Raw genomic sequence first — 23411 nt, forward strand, 5'->3', positions numbered from 1 at the left:
CTCCTTTAATTGACGTGTGATCTGCGCTATCAGCCCGCAACCTGTCTGAACGGGTCCAGACCGAGGTCGATCAGGCGCCGCTCGCGCACCACGATCTCCGCACTCGCCGTCATGCCGTAGCGCAGCGGGTAGCGAGTTTCGGCGATCTGGTAGTAGTTCTTGTCGAGCGTGACGCGGCCTTCGTACACGGGTTGTTTGTCCTGCAAGGACGGCTTGGTGGCCGGCGAGATGTAGGCGAGCGTGCCGCTGATCAGCCCGTAACGCTGATACGGGAACGCGCTGAATTTCAGCTTCACCGGCAAACCCTCGTGCAGAAACGCGCGGTCGTGTTCGGCGATTTCGATCTTCAGTACGGGCCGTGCATCTTTCGGCGCAATGCCGCCGAGCGGCGCGTTCGCCTGAATCTTGTCGCCCGGTTGCGTCGAGGTCACGTCGGTGATCACGCCGGAGACCGGCGCGAGGATCAGCAGGAAATTGTCTTTGTCGATGTTCTCGAAGCGAATCCGCGCCGCGGCGTCGGCTACCAGCCGCGCGCTTTGCAATTGCAGGCGCGCCTTGTCTTCCGCGTCGGTGATATCGCGCACCGCCGAGTCGTACTGGAGTTGCAGGTCGGTGGCCTGCTGGCCGCTGGTTTCGAGTTGCGCGTGGGCCTGCGCATACTCGTGGCTCAGGCGGAAATCGAGTTCCGCGAGTTTCGATTGCGCGACACGGTAGGCGTTGTCCGCTTCCATCGCGGCGGTGCGCTTCTGCTCGACCTGAAGTTCGGCGATGCCGCCACCGCCCGGCTGCGCGAACAGACGCGAGTACCGGTCCAGTTCCTGGCGCGCCGCTTCGCGCGTGCGGCGGGCGTTGTCGAGCACGCTGCGCGCTTCGTCGAGTTCGGCTTTCTGCCCTTCGGCGAGCTTGGTGGTGCCTTCGGAGAGGCGGTTTTCGTGCAGGCGCGCTTCCACTTCCATCTGTGCCTTGAGCGCGGCGGCCTTGCGCTCCATCAGCGCTTTCTTTTCAGGGAACTGCTTCCAGTCGCGCTCGGCGTCTTCGAGTTTGAGCTGCGCTTGCAGCGCGTTGCTGGCCGCTTCGATCGCGCCGCGTGCGTTGAGCCGCGCCAGCACGTCGCCCTTCTGCACCGGCTGCCCTTCGGCGATATACAGATCGGCAAGCTCGCCGTCGATCGGCGCATAAATGCGGCGCACTTCCGATTCCGGCGACAAGGTCCCTTGCGCGCTGACGATCACATCCGCGCGGCCGACGAACGACCACAGCAGGCCGACCGCCACCAGCGCGACCATCGCCCAGATCAGCGCACGGGCGAGCCGCACCGGTTCGGCGGTCAGGATCGCGATGCCTTCGACGCTGTGATCCTCCAGCGCCTCCGACAACGGTCTAGGGTGACTGTCGCGCTTCACTCTGCTCGCCTCCGATCAACGCCAGTTTCGCCTTCAGCAGCCCGGGGTCCAGCACCATGCGCAGTTCCGTCAGCGAGCGGCGCTGCAAATTCGCTTCGGCTTCGATATCCGCGAGCAGCTGGTCGAAGTCGGCGGGATGATCCGCCTTCAACTGCGTATAGATGCGCATGCCCTGTTGCGCGGCGGCCTGCGCATCCGACAGCAAACGCGCCTCGCTGCGAAAGCCAGCCGAGATGCCGGCCTCGAGCCGTTGCGTGCCGCCGATCGACCCATTCGCGCGGTATTGCTTCCAGAGGCTCTGCGCGCGCTGCAGCAAATCCTGCGCGCGGGCCAGCGCCTTGTCGTGCAGCGCCGCTACGTCCTTCTGGATCGACGCCACGAACCACGCGTCCGCGGCCGGATCGAGGCTCGCGTAGAACGACAGCAGGCGTTCGTCGTAGCCCTTGCCGCCACGGGTTTTCTGCAAGTCGGCGAACTGGTCGAGCAGCGCTTTCTTATGCGTCTGCTCCGCGGCGAGCACGTCGGACCACGGACCGGCGGGCATCGCCTGCAAACCGGCCAGCGCCTGCTGGCCGTCGCCGCGCAGCCACGCCGCGGTCACGGCGTCATGCCGCTGGATCACATCCGCCGAAGGCAAACGGCTCGCGGCCAGTTGCTGAAACTGCGCCTGGAACGGCGGCGTGCTGAAATGCACCGTCTTCAGTAAAGCCAGCAGCGGCGTCAGCTGGCGGCCGAGTGCGGCGTTCAGCACATTCGCGTATTGGCGCAAATCTTCGCGCAGCCGGTCGAGGCCGGCGAGACGCGGATAGCGCTGCGCGTAGTCGTCGAACGCCGGCGGCAGCGCGTCGGGTTTGTCGCGCGCCAGCTCGGTGCGAATCGTCGCGTTGAGCCGGTCGATTGCGGCGAGGTACACCGAATCGTCGCTCTCCAGTTTGCGCAGATGGCTCAGCGCCTGCGCGTACAGCTCAGCGAACATGGGCACGTATGACGCAATGCGGTCGAGCGCGCGCTGGTGATTTTTTGCGTCGTCGTCCCAGCGTTGCAGCAAGCTGCGGATGACGGACTCGTCCGCGTACATCCTGATCGGCGCATCCACGCCGCCCCGCCCGACCACGAAACGCTCCAGATCGCCGACCCATTGCAATTCGCCGACCAGCGACGCGGCGTCCGCATTGTTCGCGCTCAACGATTTCATCTCCGCGAGCCGCATGTCCGCCTGGCCGAACTGCGCCTTTTGCAACGCATTCAGCCAGCCGGGGACCTTCGCCTTCAGCAGCGCTTCGCTCGCCAGCGCCTTGATCTGCGAATCCGCAGGATGATGCGTCAGATAGCCGTTCGCCACCACGATCGCACTGGAGTAGTCACCGCTCGCCAACAGGTTTTTCAATTCGCGCTCCGATGAGCCGCGCATGTAGAGCGTCAGCGCCAGGGCCATCAGTACGGCGACACCCGCGCCGCCCCACCACGCCGCGCGCCGTACCATCGTGCGGTCGCCGCCCGCGAAAGCCTCGCTGAGTTCAGCCGCCACCAGACGCCAACGCTGCGGCCTGCCCTTCGCGGCGCCGCTCGTACCGCCTGCGCCGTGGGTGCCGTGGGTTCCATGGGCGCCGTTCGCCCCGCCGCCAGCCGCGTCCCGTTTCTTCGCATGCGCCGACGCAGCCTGGGCCGCCTCGTTGACTTCATCTTCGCGTTGTAGCCCCGGGTCGACGCAAAAGATATCGAGGAATGAATGTGCGGCGGCAACGAACGTGGTCTTGTCGGTATCGGCAGCTTCGTCGATAGCGGGAGTCAGAGATAGCTGGGTCACGGTCGGCTCGACTTCAGGGGGCTGTTGCAGCGTTACCCTGTAGACGAAGTGGTCGCCGCCAAATGCAACGACGTCGCCGTCGACAAGCGGTTGCGCCGATTCGTCGAGCCGCTTTCCGCCGACGAATGTGCCGTTGGTGCTGCCGAGGTCCTCGACGTACAGCTCTCCGCCCTTCAGAAAGATGTGCGCGTGACGCCGCGAGATGTAGTTGACCTGATGCGGGTAGCGGTTTTTGTAGCGCGAGAAGATGTCGTCCGCTTTGCTGACGAGGAACGGAAACGCCTTCACGTCGATCGGCTGAAGGCCGAGGTCGTCACGCTGCGGCACCAGCAGCAGGCCAGGCGCCGGCGCGGCACTGGCGGCGGCCACGATACGCGCACGCGGTTCGATGCCGACGCGATAGCAAAGCTCGCCGCCGAAGCACAATTCGTCGCCGGCACGCACGCGGGCAGGTGTCGTTCGCACCGCGACGCCGTTCACCGTCGTGCCGTTCTTGCTGCCCAGGTCGGCAACATAGACAGCGCCGTGCTCCGTGAAAATCCGTGCATGCCGGCGCGACAGGCGTGTGATCCGCTCGGCCGGATAATCCGTAAACGGCGCCTCGCTGCGCCCGATTGCGAACAGGTTGTCGACGATCCGGATCGCGTCGAGCGCGGGACGCTGCGCGGATGCAACCGGCGACAGCACCACGTCGAACAGAGCGTCCAGTGTCGTGCGCCCCTCAGCAATCGGAACTTCGCCGGCGTTCATTTTGTCTGGATCACTAATCGTTTACCCGCTGCGGATAAAACGCGATGAAAACGGGGAAAAAGGACGACGGCGGAGAGATCTTGTGCGAATGAGCCGCGCAGAGGCCAGCCCTTTAACGATTTTAAGTCACGCATGGCGAGTGTCAATTTTCAGATCCTCGGTTGTAGAAGCAATGAACGCACGACGCACAGCCTGAATTCCACACGCTGCACGCAACGCGCGTTGATCCGCCGATTAGCTCAGCGTTCCTTTACTTGAGCCCTTAGCTGCCCTTAGCTGCCCTTAGCTGCCCTTAGCTGCCCTTAGCTGCCCTTAGCTGCCCTTTACTTATCCTTCACTTATCCTTCACTTGCGCTTGCACGTCGACGCTCGGCCAACCGCCGCCCAGCGCTTTATAGAGCAGCACCGTGTCGGACAGAATCAACTGATGGTTGGCAAGCAGTTGCTGCTGCGCTTCCAGCAGTGTCCGTTCGGTTTCGAAAACTTCCAGCTGCGACACGACGCCAAGACGCAATTGCGCCTGGATCTGATCGGCGACGATTTGCAGGCGCGACACCTGCTGCTGCAATTCCACGCGCTGCGCCTTGTGCGAATTCAGATTGACCAGCGCGTTTTCCACTTCCTCGAACGCGCCCATAACGGCGACGCGATACTGCTGCTCGGCCACCGTCGATTGCGCTTGCGTGACCTTCACATGCGCTCGCACGCCGGGATCGAGCAGCGGAATGTTGATGCTCGGCATGAAGCCGAACGTGAACGATTTCAGCAGGTCGGTCAGCGCGAAGCTGGCGGTGCCGCCGTGACCAGTCAGGCTGATGGTGGGCAGTTGCGCGAGCTTGGCCTGGCCGACGAGGTCGTAGGCTTCCAGCACTCTGAATTCGGCGGCTACCACGTCGGGACGCCGCGCGAGCAGTTGCGCCGGCAAACCGTCCGGCACGGACGGCAGTTGCACGCGTTGCTGCAAATGCCCTTTGGGCAGCTGGAATTCGCCGGCCGGCACGCCGACCAGCGTGCAGAGCGCGTTGTTCGCGAGATCGCGTGAGCGGCGCAGTTCGAGCAACTGGTTCGTCAGGCGGTTGATCTCGGCTTGCTGGCGCAATACCTGGGTGTGAGGCACGAGACCGCTGCGGCTCTGCCCGTCGTAAATCGTGAGAATCTGCTTGTTCGCGACGAGCGTTTTCTCCTGCTGCTCGATCTGGTCGTCGAATTGCAGGATCTGGAAATAGGTGCTCGATACGTTCGAGACCAGCTCCAGATAGCCGGCGCGCCAGTCCGCCTCGGTGGCATGGAACTCGGCTTTTTGCGCCAGCACACCCTTCTCCACCTTGCCCCAGATGTCGATGTCCCAGTTCACCTGGGTCGCGACGTTGTACTGTTTGGAGAAAGTCTGGCGGGTGGTTTTCTCGAAATCGGCGCCCGCGCCGAGATCCATGGTCGGCAAGGCACCGGCTTTTGCCTCGCCGATCTGCGTGCCGGCGACGTCGATACGCGCGGCCAGCACCTTGATGTCGAAATTGCCCGCAATCGCTTTGGCGATCAGCGTGTCCAGATACGGATCGTGGAAGCCTTTCCACCAGTCGGGTTCGATGGTCGCGGCAGCCGACACCGGCGCGCCCTTCTGATCCGACCACGATGCCTTGGCCGGCGTGTCGGGCCTTTTGTAATCGGGCATGCTCACATCGACACACGCGCACAGCAGCAGCGCGGATACGATCGCGGCGCCGGCTGCGCGCGCCGCCGTGGCCAGGCGGCCCGTATTAGCCCGTTGAAGTGCCGGGCAGCGCTGCGCCGATACATTGAAGAAGCGCTGACGGACCGATGAATCAAGCAACGCTGACACGATTTTCTCCGATGACGCCGGCTGCGCTGCACGAGCAGAACGCGCTCTTCAAGTAAAGCAGGTCCTGCCCGGCTTCACCATCGAAGCGGTGCAAGAAAGTCGGCGCGGGAATCGTACGGTGACGCGGGGGTCGCGTGAAAAGAACGATTGATTGCGAATTCTTTTTGACGAGCCGCTGTTGCGCGGCCCGCGGCGGCCGGTAAGCCTCCGCGGCGGCCTGCGCCGTTCAGGCGACGTAGATGTTGTTGCTGGTGCTCAGATGCGGGTTGATCGTGGTGGTGATGCCGGCATCGAACGCAGCGTTGTTGCCATTCGCATTCTGAATGTTCAGCGTCGTGCTGATCAGTTGCGTGGCCTCGACCCGCTTGCTGTTGTTCGGCGCATACACCGGCGCGAAGCTGAAGTACGACGACAACGGGTAGTCATAGCCGAAGCCGCCGCGCACAGCGCTCATGGCCTTGCCGTCGAGTTGTTCGGTGATGGACAGGTCTTTGATCATCAGCGTGTTCATGGTAATTCTCCTGGAAGGAAAACAGCCCAGTCTTGCGGCTGGGTTCAAGCAATTTGTCTGCTCGAGTGTCACTAACGCATGGGCTGTGCCAGGTTTGTTTTCCGATCCTAAGAAAATCGCAGAAAGGCTGTCGATAAAGGCCAGGCGGGATGCGGTCCCGCTAACCGCATCGAGATGGCGGCAAAGCGGCAAGCGGGAGATGGTGGATCGCAACCAACAACGCACGCTGCGGTGTTGGCCGAACCGAGACACTGTGGATGGCACTGCGCGCGGTGAGGTGGCGCGCCGCGTCACAATCTCACCGCGCAATGACCGTGATCTTCTTCGAGTAAACCGGGGGGTTGTGCGGAATGTGCATGTCGTCGCCCAACAGCAGCTGCAGCGTGTGCTTGCCGGGCGGCAGTTGAATCATCGTTTCCGTCTCGCCCGCGCCGAAATGCAGATGGTTGCGGTCTGAGGGAATTTCCTGGTCCATCGGCGGCAGATCGGTATCGATCAGCAGGTGATGGTGGCCGGTGTTCGGATACTTGACGCCCTTGGGCGCCACGCCCATGAAGCGCAAGCCGAACCACACGCGAAAAGGCCTGTTGGCGGGCACCACCTGGCCGTCGTTCGGATACCCGATATATACATGCGCGCCGGCCGGCGCGGGCGTCGTGCCGCCTAAGGCGAGCCCCGGCGAGGCCAGTACGGCCAGTGTCACAAGCGCCGCGATCGCGATGTTCCTGTACATGAAAGGCTCTCCGTCCAGACGGACCCACTTTGAACGACCGGGTCGCGCGAGTCTTATTGCACGTTGATGGTGATCTTCTTCGAATACACGGGCGGCACGTGCGGCACGTGGTTGTGGTCGCCGAGAATGAGTTGCAACGTGTGCTTACCCGGCGGCAACTCGATGCGCGCGTCCGTCTCGCCGGCGCCGAAGTGCAGGTGATTTCGATCCGATGGAATTTCCTGGTCGAGCGGCGGCAGATCGGTGTCGATCAGCAAATGGTGATGGCCGGTATTGGGAAAAACGATGCCCTTCGGACACACGCCCATGTTGCGCAGCCCCATGCGTACCCACAGCTTGCCGCCGTGAATCACGGCACCGTCCGGCGGCCAGATGATGTATTCCTCGGCGCCCGGCGGGGAAGCTGTTTGCGCGGCGAGCGTGGATTCGGACAGCGGCGCGATGCCGAGCAGGGTGACAAACGCGGCGCAAAGAACTGTACCGAGAGCGGTGGATCGCGCGCACACCCGATGCCGCGTGTTGAGCACGCCCAGCGTGACTGTTATTCGCATTGCGCACTCTCCCGAAGAGTGGCCCAGCGCCTTCGTGACTCGAGGCGAGGACCGCGCGCTCCGGCTGTTTTTTTGCGGGCGCACGCGTGGTCGGACGGCCGCGGCATGCAAAGGCCGCGCTGCATTGTTACTTTGTGATTTAGCTTAGGACGTAACTTGTCAAAAAGAAACGCCACATTCGTTAACCGTATAACACGTTGACGGCAAGCGGACGGTTGTAGCGCGCGAACTGCGTGCTATCGTTGTTCATAGATTGTCTACGGATGGTCGATAGCGGCGTCGATGTGCCGCCCTATGCACTCCAACGGCCGCTGCGGGCGTCGCGGTCGTCGAATACCTATGTTCTGTCCGGAACAAACAGGATTTGAATATGTGGCGAATATTCCTGCTGGTGTGCATGGCCGGGGCAATTCAGGCGCATTGGGGTCATGCCTATGCCGCAGCGCAGCGCGGCGGCGGCGTAGACGCCGGCGTTGCAGCTGTGACCGCCGAACCGACGGACAACGTCAATCCCCGGCGCGTCGCGCTCGTGATCGGCAACGGCGAGTATGACCACGACACCGATCAGGTTCGTGAGAACGCGCCGCGCGATGCGCTGGCAATGCGCGACCAACTGCGCGCTCACGGCTTCGACGTCATCGTGCGTATCGACGCGACTCCGCAGCAGATGCAGCAGGCCATCGCCGAATTCCGCGAACGTCTGCATGCGGGTGGCGTTGGCCTCTTCTATTTCGCTGGACATGGCATGCAAGTCGGCGAGCAGACGCTGCTGATTCCCGCCCGCACCGACACACGCTCACCGGCGCGGCTGATTGGCGAAGGCGTCGACTTGAGCAGCGTGTTGCAAGCGATGCGTGCGCCGCGTGCCGATCCGCTCAATCTCGTGATCCTCGATACGTGCCTGAACAATCCGTTCTCGGCTCCCGCAAAAATCGGTACACATGCGCTTCCCGGCAATACGCTAATCGCTTACGCAACAGCGCCGGGTGGCTTCGCGGCGGACGGCGTGCGTCATGGCGTCTATACGAGCACACTGTTGCGTGCCCTTGCCGACGCTCCGTCGCAAGATCTTCATGACCTGTTTCAACGCGTCGCCGTACAGGTTCGCGAGAACACCGGCGGTAAGCAAACACCATGGGTGACCTCGTCGCTTTCCAGGGCTTTTCACTTAAATATGCGTTCTTCCGATGTCGCGACCGCGCAGCTCGCCGCCGCTACGCTCGTTGAACCGGTTGTCGTGCTGCACAGCCGCGGCATCCTGCCGAAGGACAGCAGCGAGCAATACGAAATCACCTTCTGGAATTCGATCAAGGACAGCAACTACCCGAGCGACTACGAGGCCTATCTGAAGGCCTATCCGAACGGCCGCTTTGCCACGCTCGCCCATGCGCGTATCGACCGGCTGCGCGCCGCCGCACCGTCGAGCGCGCCGGCGCCTGCACCACAAGCCGCGCGGCCGGCCGCGCCCGCCAGTGCAGGGCCGCAGGAACACCCGCGCGCGTCGGTCACGCCAACACCGGCGGCGCCTGCTGCCACACCTTCAACCGCGCCGGCCGCCGCGCAAAAACCCTCAGCACGCCCGGCGAACGCCAACGAGACGCGGGATTGCGCTACCTGCCCCGTCATGATCGCGGTACCGGCGGGCTCGTTCTCGATGGGCAGCAGCACCGACGACCCTTCCGAGAAACCCGTCCACCGCGTGACCATCGGCGCGCCATTCGCGATCGGCAAATACGACGTGACGGTCGAGCAATGGAACGCGTGCGCCGACGCCAACGCCTGTCAAAAGCTGACGCCCGAAACCAATTCCAACAGAAGCGCGCCGGCCCGCGACCTCAGCTGGGACGACGCGCAGCAGTACGTGAGATGGCTCAGCAAGGTGACCGGCAAAACGTATCGTTTGCCCACCGAGGCGGAATGGGAATACGCGGACCGCGGCGGCACCACCACGCAATACTGGTGGGGCGACCCGATGCGCAAGGGCAACGCCAATTGCAAGGATTGCGGCGAGCCGTGGCACAAGGAAGGTCCCGAGAGCGTGGGTTCGTTCGCGCCGAATCCGCTCGGCCTGTACGACATGAACGGCGGCGTCTGGGAGTGGGTCGGCGATTGCTGGCACAACTCGTACCAGGGCGCACCCACCGACGGCCGCGCATGGGATACGCCAGGCTGCGAGATGCGCGTGATTCGCGGCGGCTCGTGGCGCGAAGGCGCGAACTACATGCTCAGCGCGACGCGCTTCAAATACAGTGCGGGCGTGCGCCAGTCGCAGGACGGCTTCAGGGTGGTCAAGGAACTCAAGTGATCCGGGTGCCGCAGATGATTTTGCGCATGCGTCAGGGCGCACGCGGCTTGGTCGTGATCTGCGCGAAATCGGCGACGATGTGATCCTGACCGTACTTGCCGGCGATTTGCGCGAGACGCGTATCGAGCGCACGCAGATAGTCGGCGTGTGCTTCGCTCTCCGGCCGCGGCTTGTCGAATAGCGGCACCGGCGTAATCAGCAACACCACCATTTCCGATCCGAACGGCTTCGAAATGATCCAGTCGCCCGCGCTGCCGATCGTGGCGGCGTAGCGCGGCGGCGCCTGATTGTCCTTCGCGCGCGGGCTCGGCACCATATGCACGACACTGCCGTCGAGCTGGTAGTAGTCGAGGTTGACGTACGAGTCGTAAGCGGGTGTCGTCACGTCGACCACGAGCGGATCGCCTTCGCTCAACTGGCCGCCAGGCGGGCGCACATGCAGCGCCGCGACGTGACCGGCCTGCCAGTTGCGAACCCAGTACGGTGCTAGCGCTTTGATTGTGTCGCATTTGTCGTCGGCGAGCGGCTCGACTTCGAGCGCGAGCGTCTCCACGCCCGGCAGCGCGGTCAGCGTGTCCTTCAGACGCGCCGCACCGTAGCGTTGCGAGACGTAGCCGCGAACCGTCAATGAATGGTCGTGCGCCGAACCGGCCAGCGCGGAACACGGAACCTGCGCCAGCATCGGCGCGACGGCGGCCATCGTCAGCGCCGGCTTGGGCACGGGTGGCGGAGCTTGCGCGATGGGCGGCGCCGCGGGTGGCCCGGCAGTTGGCGGCGGTAGAGGCGTGCTCGCCACCGTCGCCGCGGACGCAGACGGCGGCGACGAACCTGCTGAACCTGCCTGCTCCGCTACCGCCTGCGAAGCCGTCGTCACCGGCTGTGTTCCGCTCTGGCGATCCGGCGCCGACCGGAACGCAAACACGCCGACCACTGCCGCGCACAACACAGCCAAACCCGCGAACGCCGCCTTCACCAACGTCCCCGACTTCTCGGCGCGCGCTTCGTTGTCGAACTCCGCGATGAAGCGCACCACGCTCGGCATGCGCGTCTTGCGATCGAACGAAAGCGCCGCGCGCAACGCGCGCCACTGTTTTGCGTCGAGGTTGGCGGGCCGCTGCGGCTTGAAATCCGCGCTGCGCGCCTGGGTCGCCGACAGTCGATCGAAGGGGTGACGGCCGGTCAACAACTCGTAGGTGATGCAGCCAAGCGCATAGATGTCGTCGCGCGGGTCCGGTTCAAGATGTTCCAGCATTTCCGCACTTGCATACGCGGGCGTCAATGCGCCGAGGCTGCCGGGATCGAACACCGTTGCGTCGCTCTCCTCCTCCGGCCGCTGAAATACGCGCGCAATGCCGAAGTCGATCACCTTCACTTCGGCGCTGGTCGTCAGGAATACGTTGGCGGGTTTGAAGTCGCAATGCACGAAGCCGCGTTCGTGCGCGTAGGCGAGCGCGCTGCACATGCCGCGCACGATCGGCAGCGCGGCGCGCACCGGCATGCCTTTGTAGCCGGGCGTGCGCAACAACTGACTCAACGGCTTGCCGGTCAGATACTCCATCGTCAGGTAGACGATCGGCCCGTCGCGGTCGAAGTCGTACACCGTGATGATGTTGCGATGCGCCAGCACCTGCGCCTTGCGCGCCTCGCGTTGCAATGCGACGAGCGAATTCGGGTTGCCGCGAAACTGAAGGTTGAGCACCTTGATCGCGAGATACGGTTTGCGATCCGAGGCTTCGAGCTTGCGCAGATCGAGCGCCTTGTACACCGTGCCCATTCCGCCGACGCCCAGACATTCCTCGAGAACGAAGCGGTTGTTCAGCGTGTCGCCGGTGCCTTTGACCTGATCGTGCCCCGGGGGGTTTATCCCACCTGAGGAGCTTGAGGCGCTCGACGAGTTCGAGGCGCTTGCGGAACTCGCGGACGGCACCGATGGAATCTCGATCGTGGTCTGCACGCCGGTTTCCTCGCCGCCGGCCGCCACGTTCGAGACGCGCAACTGTTCGATCCGCCGCCGCACTTCCGCGTACAGATCGTCGGGCAGCGGGGTCCGGCGTTGGGCCGCGCCGAGCATCTCCAGCAGCTGCGCCGGACCGAGCCCTTCGGTCGTCAACGTGCTGTCGAGCTGAGCGACGAACTCGTCGCGTGACAGCTCGCCGCTCTGAAAGTCGCGAATCACATGCGCAAGGCTAGCCATTTTTGCGAAGCGCCGCCGCTGCCGTTGGACCGGATCGCATACGAGCGAAACCAGTCGGGCTGATAAAAAACCTGTCGTAACCAGTTACATGTGCCGCTTCGATACTAGCCCCGGACCCATGCTTTCGCAAACCAGGATTGCCCCGCTGCGGGAGCGCCGTACCGATCCGCCGTACCGATCACTTGTACTCTACAGGCGGGCCGCAAGCAGATTTCCTATACTGATAGGGCGAGGAGACCTCAGCACACTTTAAAGACTCAAACCGGGCGGCAGCCGAACCATCGCACCAACGAAGCGGACTGCCGACTCGCCTATTTATCTGGAGCCCTCATGGCAAAAGTCGTCATCAAAGACCTCACTGACAGTGTCGAACTTGACCGCCAGGCCATGGCCGCGATTATCGGCGGAGCGCGGATCGGTGCACGCTGGAGTTTTGCCGCGCAGCCGGCGCCGGGTTCGCCGCGCGTCGTCGAGTATCCACCGGGTTTTCCCGCAGCGCACCAGGCAATCGCCGACACGGCCGCGCCGCGCAAGTTGTCGCGCGGGTAGACTCCGGTTCGGACTTTCGCAGTAACGGCACGCGCTCGATGCGCGTGCCGTTTTGCGTATGTGCCCCTCGCGTTTTTTCTTCCGGTTACAGGTTACACACCGACGGGGTCGCGAGTACCGCCAGGAAATCCGTCGTCCTTCCTCTAGGACGCGCGAGATGCCCGTAATTGGAAACAATGATGCGCCCTCCACGCTTTGGCCGCGTAGGGCGCATTGTTCAATAGGCCTATTGAATGTCCGTATGCGGCGACGATAGCCGCCGCATCGTCAACTATGATGGTTAAGACGCCACGTGGTCTTATGCCGCTCGCGAACAGCGCATGTTCGAGCGGCATGCTGGCGTGGAAGTGTCGCGACACACGTCATACATGAGCGCCACGCGACGCTCGCGACGATGGCAGCCCGCCACGAGCCGGCATCGCCAATTCAAATTGGAGATCCGCAATGAAATTCATCGTGCAATGGGTTGGGCAGCCGTCCGCCGAACAATCCGTGATCGAGCGCTTCATGAAAACCGGCGGCAAGGCACCGGAGGGTGTCGAATTGCTCGGGCGCTGGCACGCAGTCGGCGGCTTGCATGGCGTCGCAATTGTCGAAGCGGACGATACGCGTGGGCTTTCGGCGCTGGCGCTCGAATGGGGCGACCTGTTGTCGTTGTCCGTCTCGCCGGCCATGACGGATGAAGATCTGGGTGCCGCATTGGCCGCGCACCAGGCGGCACACAAGTAAACCCACCGCGCCCGCTGTTACTTTCCGTGGAGCACACCATGACTCCCGGTCGAGCCGCGCCGCGTCCCAACGGACAACTACTGCCGTTTCGCGAATCGGTGCTGGCGATGCTCGGCATTGCGTTCGTCGCGATGCTGGTGGCGCTGGACCAGACCATCGTCGGCACCGCCTTACCGCGCATCGTCGCCGATCTGAAGGGCTTCGATCTGTACGCGTGGGTCGCGACGTCGTACATGCTCGCATCGGTGATCACCATTCCGATCTTCGGGCGGCTCGGCGACCTGTTCGGCCGCAAGCCGTTTCTGGTCGCCGCCATCGTGTTGTTCACCTGTGCGTCGGTATTGTGCGGCGTCGCCTCGAGCATGTTGCTCCTTGTGATCGCGCGTGGCGTGCAAGGCATCGGCGGCGGCATTCTGATCGGCACCGTGTTCGCCACCGTCGCCGATCTGTTCCCCAATCCGAAGCTGCGGCTGCGCTGGCTCGTATTCGTCACGTCGGCGTTCGGCATCGCCAATATGGTCGGCCCGACGCTCGGCGGATTGCTGACGCAATATGGCGGCTGGTGTTCTTCGTCAACGTGCCGGTCGGACTGGTCTCGCTGCTGTTCGTGCAGCGCTTTCTGCCGCCGCTGCGTCATTTGCGGCATAGCGGCCGCGTGCGGCTCGACTGGCTCGGCGCGTTCGTCGTCGCTGTCACGTTCGGTTCGCTGCAATTGCTGATCGAGTTGTTTCCGAGGCAAGGCTTCAGCACGATGACGGTCGTGCTGGGCACCGTGACGGCGATCTGCGCGCTGATACTCTGGTTGTGGGAGCGACGCATTGGCTACCCGATCATTCCAGTGGACATGCTGATGGATCGCAAGCTCTCCCCGCTCTTCGCGATGTCTGTGCTCGGTGGTTTTGCGCTGTTTTCGCTGGTGTTTTATGTGCCGTTGCTGTTTCAGGGCGGCTACGCGATGTCCGCGCACGACTCGGGCATGCTGATCACGCCGCTGCTGCTCGGCACCACTGTGGGAAGCGTGGTGAACAATCGTATCGTCACACGAATTCGCCGCGCGAACGCGATCATGTATGCGGGTTTTGCGCTGTCCGCGCTTGCGTGTCTGAGCGTGGTCGCACTGCGGGGCACGGAGCCGCACCTGGTGTGGATGTCGTGCATGGGTCTGAGCGGACTCGGGCTCGGACTGGTGGCAACCAGTTTGACGATCTGTTCGCAGCAAATCGTCGCGCGGGACCATCTCGGCGCCGCCACCGCACTGCTGCAATCGCTGCGCACGTTCGGCGGCATGCTCGGCACCGTGATGACGGGCGCATTGCTCGGACATCTATACACGCGCGGCGTGCATCGGTCGCTGGATTCGTATCAGGCTACGCAGTGGTTCAAGTCGTTCGCGAGTCCGGAGTTGCTGGTGGACCGCGCGGAACAGGCGGCCTTGATCAATCGGCTGGTGAGCGCCGGCCATGCCGGCGACGCGATGATAAATTCCGCGCGCGATGCGCTGGTGCAGTCGATCCATATCGGCATTCTGGTGGCGGGCGCGGCTGCGCTAATCGGTTTGTGCCTCGCGTGGTTCGTGCCGCCTGTGCGGATCACTTATCTGGAAGTTGAGCTGATGACGGGCGGGCAGGCGGAAGCGGATGCTTAAGAGGCAAGGTGAAGGTTTGACGCTCTGAACCGCGAATAATAGTCAGAGACCTTGACCGGTGGATTTTGAGTTTCTACTATGTCGGGTCGCGGCTTGCGGGCGCTACTCGAGCGCATACGTTTTCAGCCTAAGCGAGCCATATAACAAGGGCCAAAACTAAACAACGAGGTCTTCGGGGTTGTGGGCATGACAATGGATGAAGACATCGCGCACGTAGCGCGTGTGATGGTGCCGTCGCTGAGCGCGTTTCGCGGTGAGCCTGTGCTGCCGCCGGCCTATTGGCGTAGACGGCTTGAACAGATTCTGGATGTTTTCCACCTGTCCGATTCGCAGATTTCCACGATTGGGAGACTGCTCAGGGAGTTGGATCGGTTTGAGGCGGAGAGGAGCCTGCAGAGCGACGGCTAAGGTGCGGCTTCGTGGGATGCCTCCCGTCAGCGGCGGGGGTCAGCGAGCGCCATTTGCTACCGAAAATCGAGTTCACGTTACGTAACGCTGCGCGTAACGACGACGACGACGACGACGTTGCCTGCTGCGTCACACCGTGCGCCATCGGCTAAGGCACATACACGTCGGACGAGTCCTGCCAGGCAAATTTCGCGCTCCCATAACGGGTATTAGCCTGGACCGGACCTGACAGGTAGTCGAGGAATCGAAGTCAAAGACTAGACTGACGGTTCCGCGCGAATGCCAGATACGCACGCGCTCGCGCATGCCGCGTCCGAGCAAGGAGGGACCGATGGCAAGCAACGAATACACGCTGTCGCATCAGGACGTGGTGAAGGCGGTGATCATTCATCAGGGCATTCACGAAGGTTTCTGGACGCTGAACATCAATTTCAACGTCGCCGCCGCGCACGGTCCGCAGGTTCCGGATCCTTGTCTCGCGGTCACGATCAAGGGCATCGGCATCATGCGCGCATCAGCCACCGATCCGTTCGCGATCGATGCCGCTGTGATCAATCCAGCAACACCCCCGTCCGACAAAGGCGCAGTGAAAATAACGGCTGCCGTCACCGGCACACACGACAACACCAGCATGCAATTTTGCCGCGACGTCTATCGCAATGTCGCCGTACAAAGCGCGGTCAAAACGTCCACCAAAACATCCTGAGCAACCTGAAGGCTGTATGCACGCAGGCAGCTAACGACTACGACTATCTGGTCAAGGTGGCTGTAGACGGCACCGCCGGCTACGAGCGGTTTCTGCGCGAGAAACTCTACAAGATCGCCGGCATCCGCCACAGCCGCTCGATGTTCGCACTGCGCTGCATGAAGAGCATTCCTTCCGTGCAGGTGTAACGCACCGCGCCATCGTATAAATGAGAATCATTTGCATTTAACGATGATTTCGATCATGATGGAGTCCGTGCTACCCGCCGAATGAAATCATGATCACGCCAGACGCCTGCTGTCCCGAAACCGAAGCTGAAATCGACACGCTGCCGGACGCCGCCACCACGCCGAACGCGAAGGCGGTGCTCGAAGTGCTGCTGTCGCGCCAGTCTCACTGGCCGCTTATCGAGCCGGGTCCTGCCGACGCCGAGCTCGATCTGATCTTCGACACGGCATTGCGCGCGCCGGACCACGGAAATCTGCGGCCGTGGCGCTTCGTCACGATCCGCGGCGACGCGCGCGGCCGGCTCGGCGACGTGCTGGTCGACCTGGCCTGCGCCCGCTCGCCCGGCGAGCCGCGTTCGGCGCATGCGCATCGGCGGCAAAAGGCCTATGCGGCGCCGCTGATCATCGCGCTCGGCGCCGCGCTCTCGGCTCATCCGAAGGTGCCCGAGAGCGAACAATTGCTGGCGGTCGGCGCGGCCACGATGAACATGCTGAACGCGATTCATGCGCTCGGTTACGGCGGTTTCTGGTCCACCGGCGCGGACAGTGACGAAGCGCAACTGCATGACGCTCTGGGCTTCGCGCCGAACGAGCGGCTGCTCGGCTTCCTCTTTGTCGGCACGCCGAAAACGCCCGGGCAGACAACGGCGCGTCCGCCGCGCAGCGAACACGTGCGCGAATGGCGTCCGCTTCAGCCGGCACGAACCTGACGCAAGCAAGCATTGCGTCATCGCCCATCCGTCGCCTGCGAACAGCGCTGGCCCGCGACGCGGCATTCCTTCGATCAGGCCGGCGCGACTCATTGGACCGTGTCCATTCAGGAGCATCGATGAACTTCCGCTCTCAATACAGCAGCCGTCCCGAACTGATCGACGATCATTCTATCGACACCACCGACGCGCCCGACCGCACGGTCCTGAGCGCCGTGCGCACGTGGCTGCGCCCGGCTTGCGAAACGGTGCGCAGCGGCATGAACTGGCGCGACATCCTGACCGGTGTGGGCTTGCGGCAAGACGGCATTGAACACTTCGATCTGCTGATGCGTTCACTGATGCACGTGTCCTACCGTCCGCTCGACATGCGGTGCCGCTGCGCCAGCGATCTCGGCAAAGACGAAGCCGTGATTCTGCAAACCATCGCGCTGCTGCAACGAACCCATAGCGGCGCCGCGTTACGCATGCTGACCGAATGGCTGCCCGCGCCGGCCGTCAGCGGCGTGCTGAAGCTGATCCGCTGGTTCGCCATCGATCTGCTCGACGCCGGTCTCGAACTCGACGTGCAAGCTCGCCGCGTCACGTATATGCATTGAGGGGCCAGGCCCATGCCGTTGGAACTGGAATTGGCTTCGCCCGCCTCGCCGCGTCTGCGCGACAACCTCGACTCGCGCGGCGGTTGCGCTCGCGCAGCCGGTCACGCAGGTGCCAGCGTTTGGCTGGCCGAAGGCGCTGACTTTTGGCGCAGTCGCGTAGGTACGTGCGCGTCGGCCCGTTCTATTCCGCGAACGTTGAAACCGACCACGCCACACATGCGGCATAAGCATCAGGCGCCTCGATCCAGCGCGCCGAGATATCGCGCATGTCGTCCGGAACGTGATTGCGCAAAGTCACCCATGCGCTGTCGCGCGGCAACACCGTCAGATGCTGCAAACCGCGCGTGATGCCCACGCCGGTTGTTTTGACGAGTGCCTCTTTAGCGACCCATGCGTCGTAAAACGCGGCGATCTGCTGCGCGGCGTCGAGGTGCTCGATCCACGCCGCTTCGCTTTCATCGAGCGTCAACGATTCGATCGAACGCCAATCGAATTTATCGCTGTGCTGTTCGATATCGACTCCGACACGCCGGCAAGGCGACATCGCGATGAGTCCATGCGCGCCCGCATGCGATACGTTGAAATCGATCGCACCGGAATCCGCGGCATGGGGACGGCGATTGACATCGAGCATGAAACGGATGGCGTGCGCCGCAATGCCGAGATGCCCTGCCAGTTGCGCACGTAGCGCCACGCGCACCGTCGCGAATCGAAGCGCGTCCTCATGGCGGCGAAAGGCGCGGGCTCGCGCGCGCTCGTCATCGCTGAGCGGCGCGAAGGCGGCGTCATCCAGTGACGCATCGAAAACGAAATCGACCCGCCACAACGAAACGTCGGGCGGGCCTTCATGCGTTAAGGGAACGGGTTCAACAGAATACATCGCAGGGTTGGGGCTCAAAAGCGAGGTCGCAAGACAATACCGCGACTGTACCCGATCCGACCTCCGGGCCCGTTCGATCTTCAGACGCGCCGGGTTTCCCTGGGCACGCCGAGCAGCAACGCCACACCGCTGACGAACAACAGCGCGGTCAGCAGATACAGCGCGTTGTCCATGCTGCCGGTATGCGTCTTGATCTGGCCGATCACCCAGGGGCTGACGATTCCGCTCGTGATCCCGATGCTGCTGATCAGCGCAATCCCGGCCGCCGCGGCAGCACCCGACAGATAGCCCGACGGCACGGTCCAGAAGATCGGCAACGCGGCGAAGATCAGCACGGCGGCCAGCGAAAGGATCGCGAGCATCGCCGGGAAACTGCTCAGATGCAGTGTCAATAGCGACAGCGCGATACCGCCACCGATCGTGCAAACCGCAAAATGCCGGCGGCGCTCGCCGCGGCGATCCGAGTGGCGTGCAATCAGAATCAGGCCCACCGCGCCGACGGCATTCGGAATCACCGTATAAAGACTGATCGCCAGCACGTCGTGAATGCCGAAATCGCGAATCATCAGCGGCATCCAGAAGTTCAACGTCAGCGATGCGCAGGTCAGCGAGAAATAGATGAACGCAAACAGATAGACCCGCGGATTGCGCAGCGCCTGCATGAAAGAGCGCGACGCATGCGCATCCCCCGACGGCCGGTCCTCATCGCGTTGCGCGATCAGATGCGCTTGCTCGGCAGCATTGAGCCACTTTGCATGCTGTGGCCCGTCGTCCAGATAGAACGCGGCGAGCAAGCCGAGCACGATGGCCGGTGCGCCTTCGATCACGAACATCCACTGCCAGCCGAACATGCCCATCACGCCGCCCATGTCGCGCATGATCCAGCCGGACACGAGACCGCCGAGCACACCTGCCACCGCAACGCCGGCAAAGAAAATCGACAGCACGGCTGCACGCCGCCGCGCCGGATACCAGTAAGTCAGATACAGCACGATGCCGGGAAAGAAACCTGCTTCGAACACGCCGAGCATGAAGCGCAGCGCATAGAAGTGCGTCGGCTTCGACACCAGCATCATGCCGACCGATGCCATGCCCCACAGCAGCATGATCCGCGTGAAGGTGCGGCGCGCGCCGAAGCGCGCGAGCAGCATATTGCTCGGCACTTCGCACAGCACGTAGCCGATGTAGAAGACCGCCGCGCCGAGACCGTACATCGCGTCGCTGAAACCGAGGTCGTGCTTCATCTGCAACTGCGCGAAGCCGATATTGATGCGGTCGAGAAACGACACGACATAACACAGGAATAGAAACGGAATGATCCGCAGCGAGACCTTGTGATACAGCAGGTCGTCGTGCGCGGCAGCGGATGCGCCCGGCTCGAGCGCGCGGACAAAAGATTGGCTCATCGGTCTTCTCCAAACGTGAGGGTCCAACGGACCCGATGGGTCCGGCGTCTTGATGCGCCGCGTTTTTGTTTGCTGCTGGAACGGTACGCGGCGGCGTTGATACGCCGCGTGCCGTAGTCTTGATGGATTGCAGGTGACTCGAACCATCACCTGCGTACCGGGATTTCGTGTCGCTTGCGCCGCCGGCTCAGGCGGCCAGCGGATGCGTCTCGCCGCCTCGAAGCGGGGCATCGGCCGCGCCTTCGCGCGCGTATTGCATGGCTTCGAGCAGCGTCGCGTGATCGCCGATATGGTTGGCGAGCAGCAGAATCAGTTGCGCATTGGCCGACTGGCTCTGCGCATCGCTCAGATCGCGATGCATGTCGATCAGCGCCTCGTAGAAATCGTCGGGGCGGGCGAGATTGGGTTGCGTGTTCAACGTCATGACTGTCTCCTGCTATTTTTAGCTGATGCGCTGCATGTGCTCTGCATGTGCTTTGCGTCTGCGCTGCGCCTGCCCTACTGTGCGTTCAGGCCGTACCTTCGACACACAACGCGCGCTTCAACGCACTTTCCACGGCGCTCATGTCGAATTGCCGCCACCGCGCACAGACATGCTGGTCCGGACGAATCAGATAGAACGTGCCGGGCGTCGAGTCGTAGCGTGCGGTTGCAAGACCTTCGACGTCGCGCACGACGTTCGCGCCCGCGGCTACGACATCCTGAGCATCGCCGCTCGTCACCACGACGAGATTCAGCGGAATCGAACCGGCACGCAATGTTGCCAACGCAGCCTGCGTCGCGGAATCCACACCTTGCGAGCCGCAGAACAACACGCCGGTAAAGCGCTGGCCGAGTTGCCGCAACAGCCATGCCGGCTGCCCGGCCACCTGCACCGGCGCATCGACACATGACGCACCAGGCACCATCAGGCCTTCGAAGCTGTCGCTGTCCGCTGTATTCAGCGGGGAATCACGCAGCACCGCCGGTACCGAGAGCCGGCCGCTATTGGTCAACTGCCGTGCAAACGCGTGCTTGCGTGAGAGCTTCAGCACGGCGTCGCGAAATACGCGGCTCACGGGGCTCTTCGGCGTGATGAAGTCGGTCGAGCGCGTGGAGTTGCGGATGTTTTCGTCGGCGGCGAATTCGCGCTCGCTGGCGTAGGTGTCGAGCAATGCGTCGGACGCTTTGCCTTCGAGCACCATCGCCAGTTTCCATGCGAGGTTTTCGGCGTCCTGCACGCCGCTGTTCGCGCCGCGCGCGCCGAACGGCGACACGCCATGCGCCGAATCGCCCGCGAACAGCACATTGCCGTGCCGGAAGCGTTCCATCCGCAAACACGAAAACGTATAGACGCTGACCCATTCCAGCTCGAATTTCGCGTCAGGTCCAAGCAAAGCGCGCACGCGCGGAATCACGCGCTCCGGTGTTTTTTCCAGCACAGGGTCGGCGTCCCAGCCGAGCTGGAAATCGATCCGCCACACGTTATCCGGCTGCCGATGCAACAGCACCGATTGATTCGGGTGGAACGGCGGATCGAACCAGAACCAGCGCTCGGTCGGGAAGTCCGCTTCCATTTTCACGTCGGCGATCAGGAAGCGGTCTTTGAACGTGACGCCCTTGCTGTCGAGTCCCATCAGATTGCGAATCGGACTGCGCGAGCCGTCGGCGGCCACCACGTAACGGCCGCGCAACGCGTACTGACCATTGGGCGTATCGACGCTCAGCGTCACGCTGGCATCGCACGTGCCCGGCGTGCCGTTCTGCTGCACGCCGACCACTTTGCTCTTCCAGCGGATCTCGAGATTGGGCATCTCCTGCGCGCGTTCAAGCAGGAAACCTTCGACGTAGTACTGCTGAAGGTTGATGAACGCGGGCCGGTGATGGCCCGCTTCCGGCTGCAGATTGAACGTGTACACCAGTTCATCTTTCAGGAACACCTTGCCGACATTCCAACTGATGCCCTTGTCCACCATCCGCTGCCCACAGCCGAGCCGGTCGAAGATATCGAGCGAGCGCTTCGAAAAGCAGATCGCCCGCGAACCGGTCGACAACGAACAGTCGTCGTCGACCAGCACGACCGGCACGCCCTGCTGCGCGATATCGATCGCCGTGGCGAGGCCCACCGGGCCCGCGCCGACCACGATCACGGGATAGGCCGCCCGCTCCGCGCCGCCTTGTGCCCCTTGTGCCCCTTGTGCCGCTTGTGCGCCAGGTTCGCTCTGTTCACGGCACGGCTTATATTCGAACGACAGCGTCTGGTAGTTGATGCTCATCTTGTGTCTCCGTCCATCTCTGCTCTGCGGTGCGCTTTCTTTATCAGGCTTGCAGCGCGTCCCACATTTCCTTGTCGCGCTGCGCGGTCCAGATGCGCGGGTGCGTGATGCCGCTCGCTTCGTCGTAGGCACGCGAAACGTCGAACGGCAGGCAGTGCTCATAGATGAACACGTTGCCGAACTTCGGGTCCATCGCCTTGCGCGTGTGCGCCATCGCGGCCTTCAGGTCGAGCTTCTGTTCGACGGCTTCGCGGCCCTGTTGCAATAGCGTGGTGACGAAGTCCTTCGTGTAGTCGAGGCCCTTGTTGACCTCTTCCGGCGTGGTCAATGCAGGACCGCGCCCCGGCACGAGCTTCCCGGCGTTCAGCGCGCGCAGCGCTTCGAGCGTGGCCGGCCATTGTTCGAGCTGCGCATCGCCGCAATAACAGGCCGCGTCGTATTCGACCAGGTCGCCGGAGAACAGCACCTTCTGCGACGGCAGCCACACCACCGTGTCGCCCTTCGTGTGGCCCGCGCCCAGATGCGCGATGCGCACTTCGAGCTTGCCGAGGAACAGCGTCATTTCCTTTTCGAACACGAGCGTCGGCCACGTCAGGCCCGGCACCGTTTCGACGCCGGCAAAGAGCCGCGGGAAGCGTTCGATTTCCGACTTCATGTCCGCTTCGCCGCGCTCGACGATCATCTCGTACGTGCCGCGGCTCGCGATCACTTCTTGCGCGCCTTCTTCGAAATACGCCGACGCGCCGAGCACACGCACCGCGTGGTAATGCGACAGCACGACGTATTTGATCGGCTTGTCGGTCACGCTGCGAATCTTCGCGATGAGGTCTTGCGCCATGGCCGGCGTGGCGGTGGTGTCGACGATCAGCACGCCGTCGTCGCCGATGATCACGCCCGAGTTCGGATCGCCTTCAGCGGTGTACGCGTAGGCGTTCTCGGACAACTGCGTCCACGTGACTTTCTTGACTTCCAGGTCGGCCTGGGATGCGAATGCCTTTGCCATGCTTGTCTCCCTCAAAAGTTGGACGTGAGGCGAGACGGCCGGCTGCGTGGCGTGCCGTTTGCCGCGCAGGCTGACTGTATTGGAGGATTGTCTCGCCCCGTTTTGACTCTGTGACTGCACCGGTATGTCGGGGTGAATGCATGTTATGGCCGTCTCAGATTATTTGTCAATAGCGAAATGTGTTGCTATACGCAAATTTC

The 23411-nt window shown here is 63.0% G+C and carries 19 protein-coding genes and 3 pseudogenes; 10 read left to right on the plus strand and 12 right to left on the minus strand.

Translation table 11 applies throughout. The features are described 5' to 3' along the window. Positions 1 to 29: 29 nt before the first annotated feature. The 6 genes from AC07WT_RS35795 to AC07WT_RS35820 form a co-directional block, all read right to left on the minus strand. Positions 30 to 1403 (minus strand): beta-barrel domain-containing protein, encoded by a 1374-nt coding sequence (locus AC07WT_RS35795; protein ID WP_494950608.1) that lies wholly within the window; start codon positions 1401 to 1403, stop codon positions 30 to 32. Continuing rightward, a complete protein-coding gene (locus AC07WT_RS35800; protein WP_494950609.1) occupies positions 1381 to 3960 on the minus strand; it encodes an FHA domain-containing protein in 2580 nt (859 codons plus the stop codon). The genes AC07WT_RS35795 and AC07WT_RS35800 overlap by 23 nt, the downstream gene beginning before the upstream one ends. Positions 3961 to 4294: 334 nt before the next feature. After that, the gene (locus AC07WT_RS35805) at positions 4295 to 5707 is read right to left on the minus strand and encodes an efflux transporter outer membrane subunit (protein ID WP_494951129.1); all 1413 of its coding nucleotides are present in this window, start codon (positions 5705 to 5707) and stop codon (positions 4295 to 4297) included. Positions 5708 to 6026: 319 nt separating this feature from the next. Next, the gene (locus tag AC07WT_RS35810; RefSeq protein ID WP_494950610.1) at positions 6027 to 6311 is read right to left on the minus strand and encodes a hypothetical protein; all 285 of its coding nucleotides are present in this window, start codon (positions 6309 to 6311) and stop codon (positions 6027 to 6029) included. Between the two features lie 298 nt (positions 6312 to 6609). Next, complete coding sequence (locus AC07WT_RS35815; RefSeq protein ID WP_494950611.1) at positions 6610 to 7044, minus strand: DUF4399 domain-containing protein; 435 nt, start codon at positions 7042 to 7044, stop codon at positions 6610 to 6612. Positions 7045 to 7097: 53 nt separating this feature from the next. Next, positions 7098 to 7595 (minus strand): DUF4399 domain-containing protein, encoded by a 498-nt coding sequence (locus AC07WT_RS35820; protein WP_494950612.1) that lies wholly within the window; start codon positions 7593 to 7595, stop codon positions 7098 to 7100. A 397-nt stretch (positions 7596 to 7992) separates the two neighbouring features. Between AC07WT_RS35820 and AC07WT_RS35825 the strand changes: the two are divergent. Together AC07WT_RS35825 and AC07WT_RS35830 are read left to right on the plus strand one after the other, a co-directional pair. After that, a pseudogene (locus AC07WT_RS35825) lies at positions 7993 to 8700 on the plus strand (caspase family protein); the annotation flags it as partial. 33 nt (positions 8701 to 8733) lie between these two features. Next, positions 8734 to 9900 (plus strand): formylglycine-generating enzyme family protein, encoded by a 1167-nt coding sequence (locus tag AC07WT_RS35830; RefSeq protein WP_494951130.1) that lies wholly within the window; start codon positions 8734 to 8736, stop codon positions 9898 to 9900. Positions 9901 to 9931: 31 nt separating this feature from the next. On the opposite strand, the gene AC07WT_RS35835 is transcribed toward AC07WT_RS35830, so the two are convergent. After that, positions 9932 to 12094, minus strand: coding sequence for a serine/threonine protein kinase (locus AC07WT_RS35835; RefSeq protein ID WP_494950613.1), 2163 nt, complete (start codon positions 12092 to 12094; stop codon positions 9932 to 9934). 330 nt (positions 12095 to 12424) lie between these two features. Here AC07WT_RS35835 and AC07WT_RS35840 point away from each other — a divergent pair, with 330 nt between their 5' ends. The 8 genes and pseudogenes from AC07WT_RS35840 (at position 12425) to AC07WT_RS35875 (ending at position 17667) form a co-directional block, all read left to right on the plus strand. Then, the gene (locus tag AC07WT_RS35840; RefSeq protein WP_494950614.1) at positions 12425 to 12643 is read left to right on the plus strand and encodes a hypothetical protein; all 219 of its coding nucleotides are present in this window, start codon (positions 12425 to 12427) and stop codon (positions 12641 to 12643) included. Between the two features lie 444 nt (positions 12644 to 13087). Next, entirely contained in the window at positions 13088 to 13372 is a 285-nt protein-coding gene (locus AC07WT_RS35845) for a DUF3303 domain-containing protein (protein ID WP_492594811.1), read from the plus strand. Positions 13373 to 13410: 38 nt separating this feature from the next. Further along, positions 13411 to 15017: pseudogene (locus tag AC07WT_RS35850) on the plus strand (MFS transporter). 192 nt (positions 15018 to 15209) lie between these two features. Next, entirely contained in the window at positions 15210 to 15425 is a 216-nt protein-coding gene (locus tag AC07WT_RS35855) for a hypothetical protein (protein ID WP_492594809.1), read from the plus strand. A gap of 331 nt (positions 15426 to 15756) precedes the next feature. Then, entirely contained in the window at positions 15757 to 16131 is a 375-nt protein-coding gene (locus AC07WT_RS35860; RefSeq protein WP_492594808.1) for a hypothetical protein, read from the plus strand. Positions 16132 to 16160: 29 nt separating this feature from the next. Continuing rightward, positions 16161 to 16319 (plus strand): annotated as a pseudogene (locus tag AC07WT_RS35865) (Lrp/AsnC ligand binding domain-containing protein); the annotation flags it as partial. A gap of 89 nt (positions 16320 to 16408) precedes the next feature. Then, the gene (locus AC07WT_RS35870) at positions 16409 to 17068 is read left to right on the plus strand and encodes a nitroreductase family protein (protein ID WP_494950615.1); all 660 of its coding nucleotides are present in this window, start codon (positions 16409 to 16411) and stop codon (positions 17066 to 17068) included. A gap of 119 nt (positions 17069 to 17187) precedes the next feature. Then, entirely contained in the window at positions 17188 to 17667 is a 480-nt protein-coding gene (locus tag AC07WT_RS35875; RefSeq protein ID WP_492594806.1) for a hypothetical protein, read from the plus strand. Between the two features lie 181 nt (positions 17668 to 17848). On the opposite strand, the gene AC07WT_RS35880 is transcribed toward AC07WT_RS35875, so the two are convergent. The 5 genes from AC07WT_RS35880 to AC07WT_RS35900 all read right to left on the minus strand — a co-directional run bounded on the left by AC07WT_RS35880 (position 17849) and on the right by AC07WT_RS35900 (position 23211). Continuing rightward, complete coding sequence (locus tag AC07WT_RS35880) at positions 17849 to 18547, minus strand: 4'-phosphopantetheinyl transferase family protein (RefSeq protein ID WP_494950616.1); 699 nt, start codon at positions 18545 to 18547, stop codon at positions 17849 to 17851. Between the two features lie 80 nt (positions 18548 to 18627). Continuing rightward, entirely contained in the window at positions 18628 to 19953 is a 1326-nt protein-coding gene (locus tag AC07WT_RS35885) for an MFS transporter (protein ID WP_494950617.1), read from the minus strand. 187 nt (positions 19954 to 20140) lie between these two features. After that, positions 20141 to 20377, minus strand: coding sequence for a DUF2783 domain-containing protein (locus AC07WT_RS35890; RefSeq protein WP_494950618.1), 237 nt, complete (start codon positions 20375 to 20377; stop codon positions 20141 to 20143). Between the two features lie 85 nt (positions 20378 to 20462). Continuing rightward, positions 20463 to 22208 (minus strand): FAD-dependent oxidoreductase, encoded by a 1746-nt coding sequence (locus AC07WT_RS35895; protein WP_494950619.1) that lies wholly within the window; start codon positions 22206 to 22208, stop codon positions 20463 to 20465. A 43-nt stretch (positions 22209 to 22251) separates the two neighbouring features. Beyond that, positions 22252 to 23211 (minus strand): MBL fold metallo-hydrolase, encoded by a 960-nt coding sequence (locus AC07WT_RS35900; protein WP_494950620.1) that lies wholly within the window; start codon positions 23209 to 23211, stop codon positions 22252 to 22254. Positions 23212 to 23411: the final 200 nt, after the last annotated feature.

Source organism: Paraburkholderia sp. GW821-FHT02A12 (assembly GCF_059422005.1).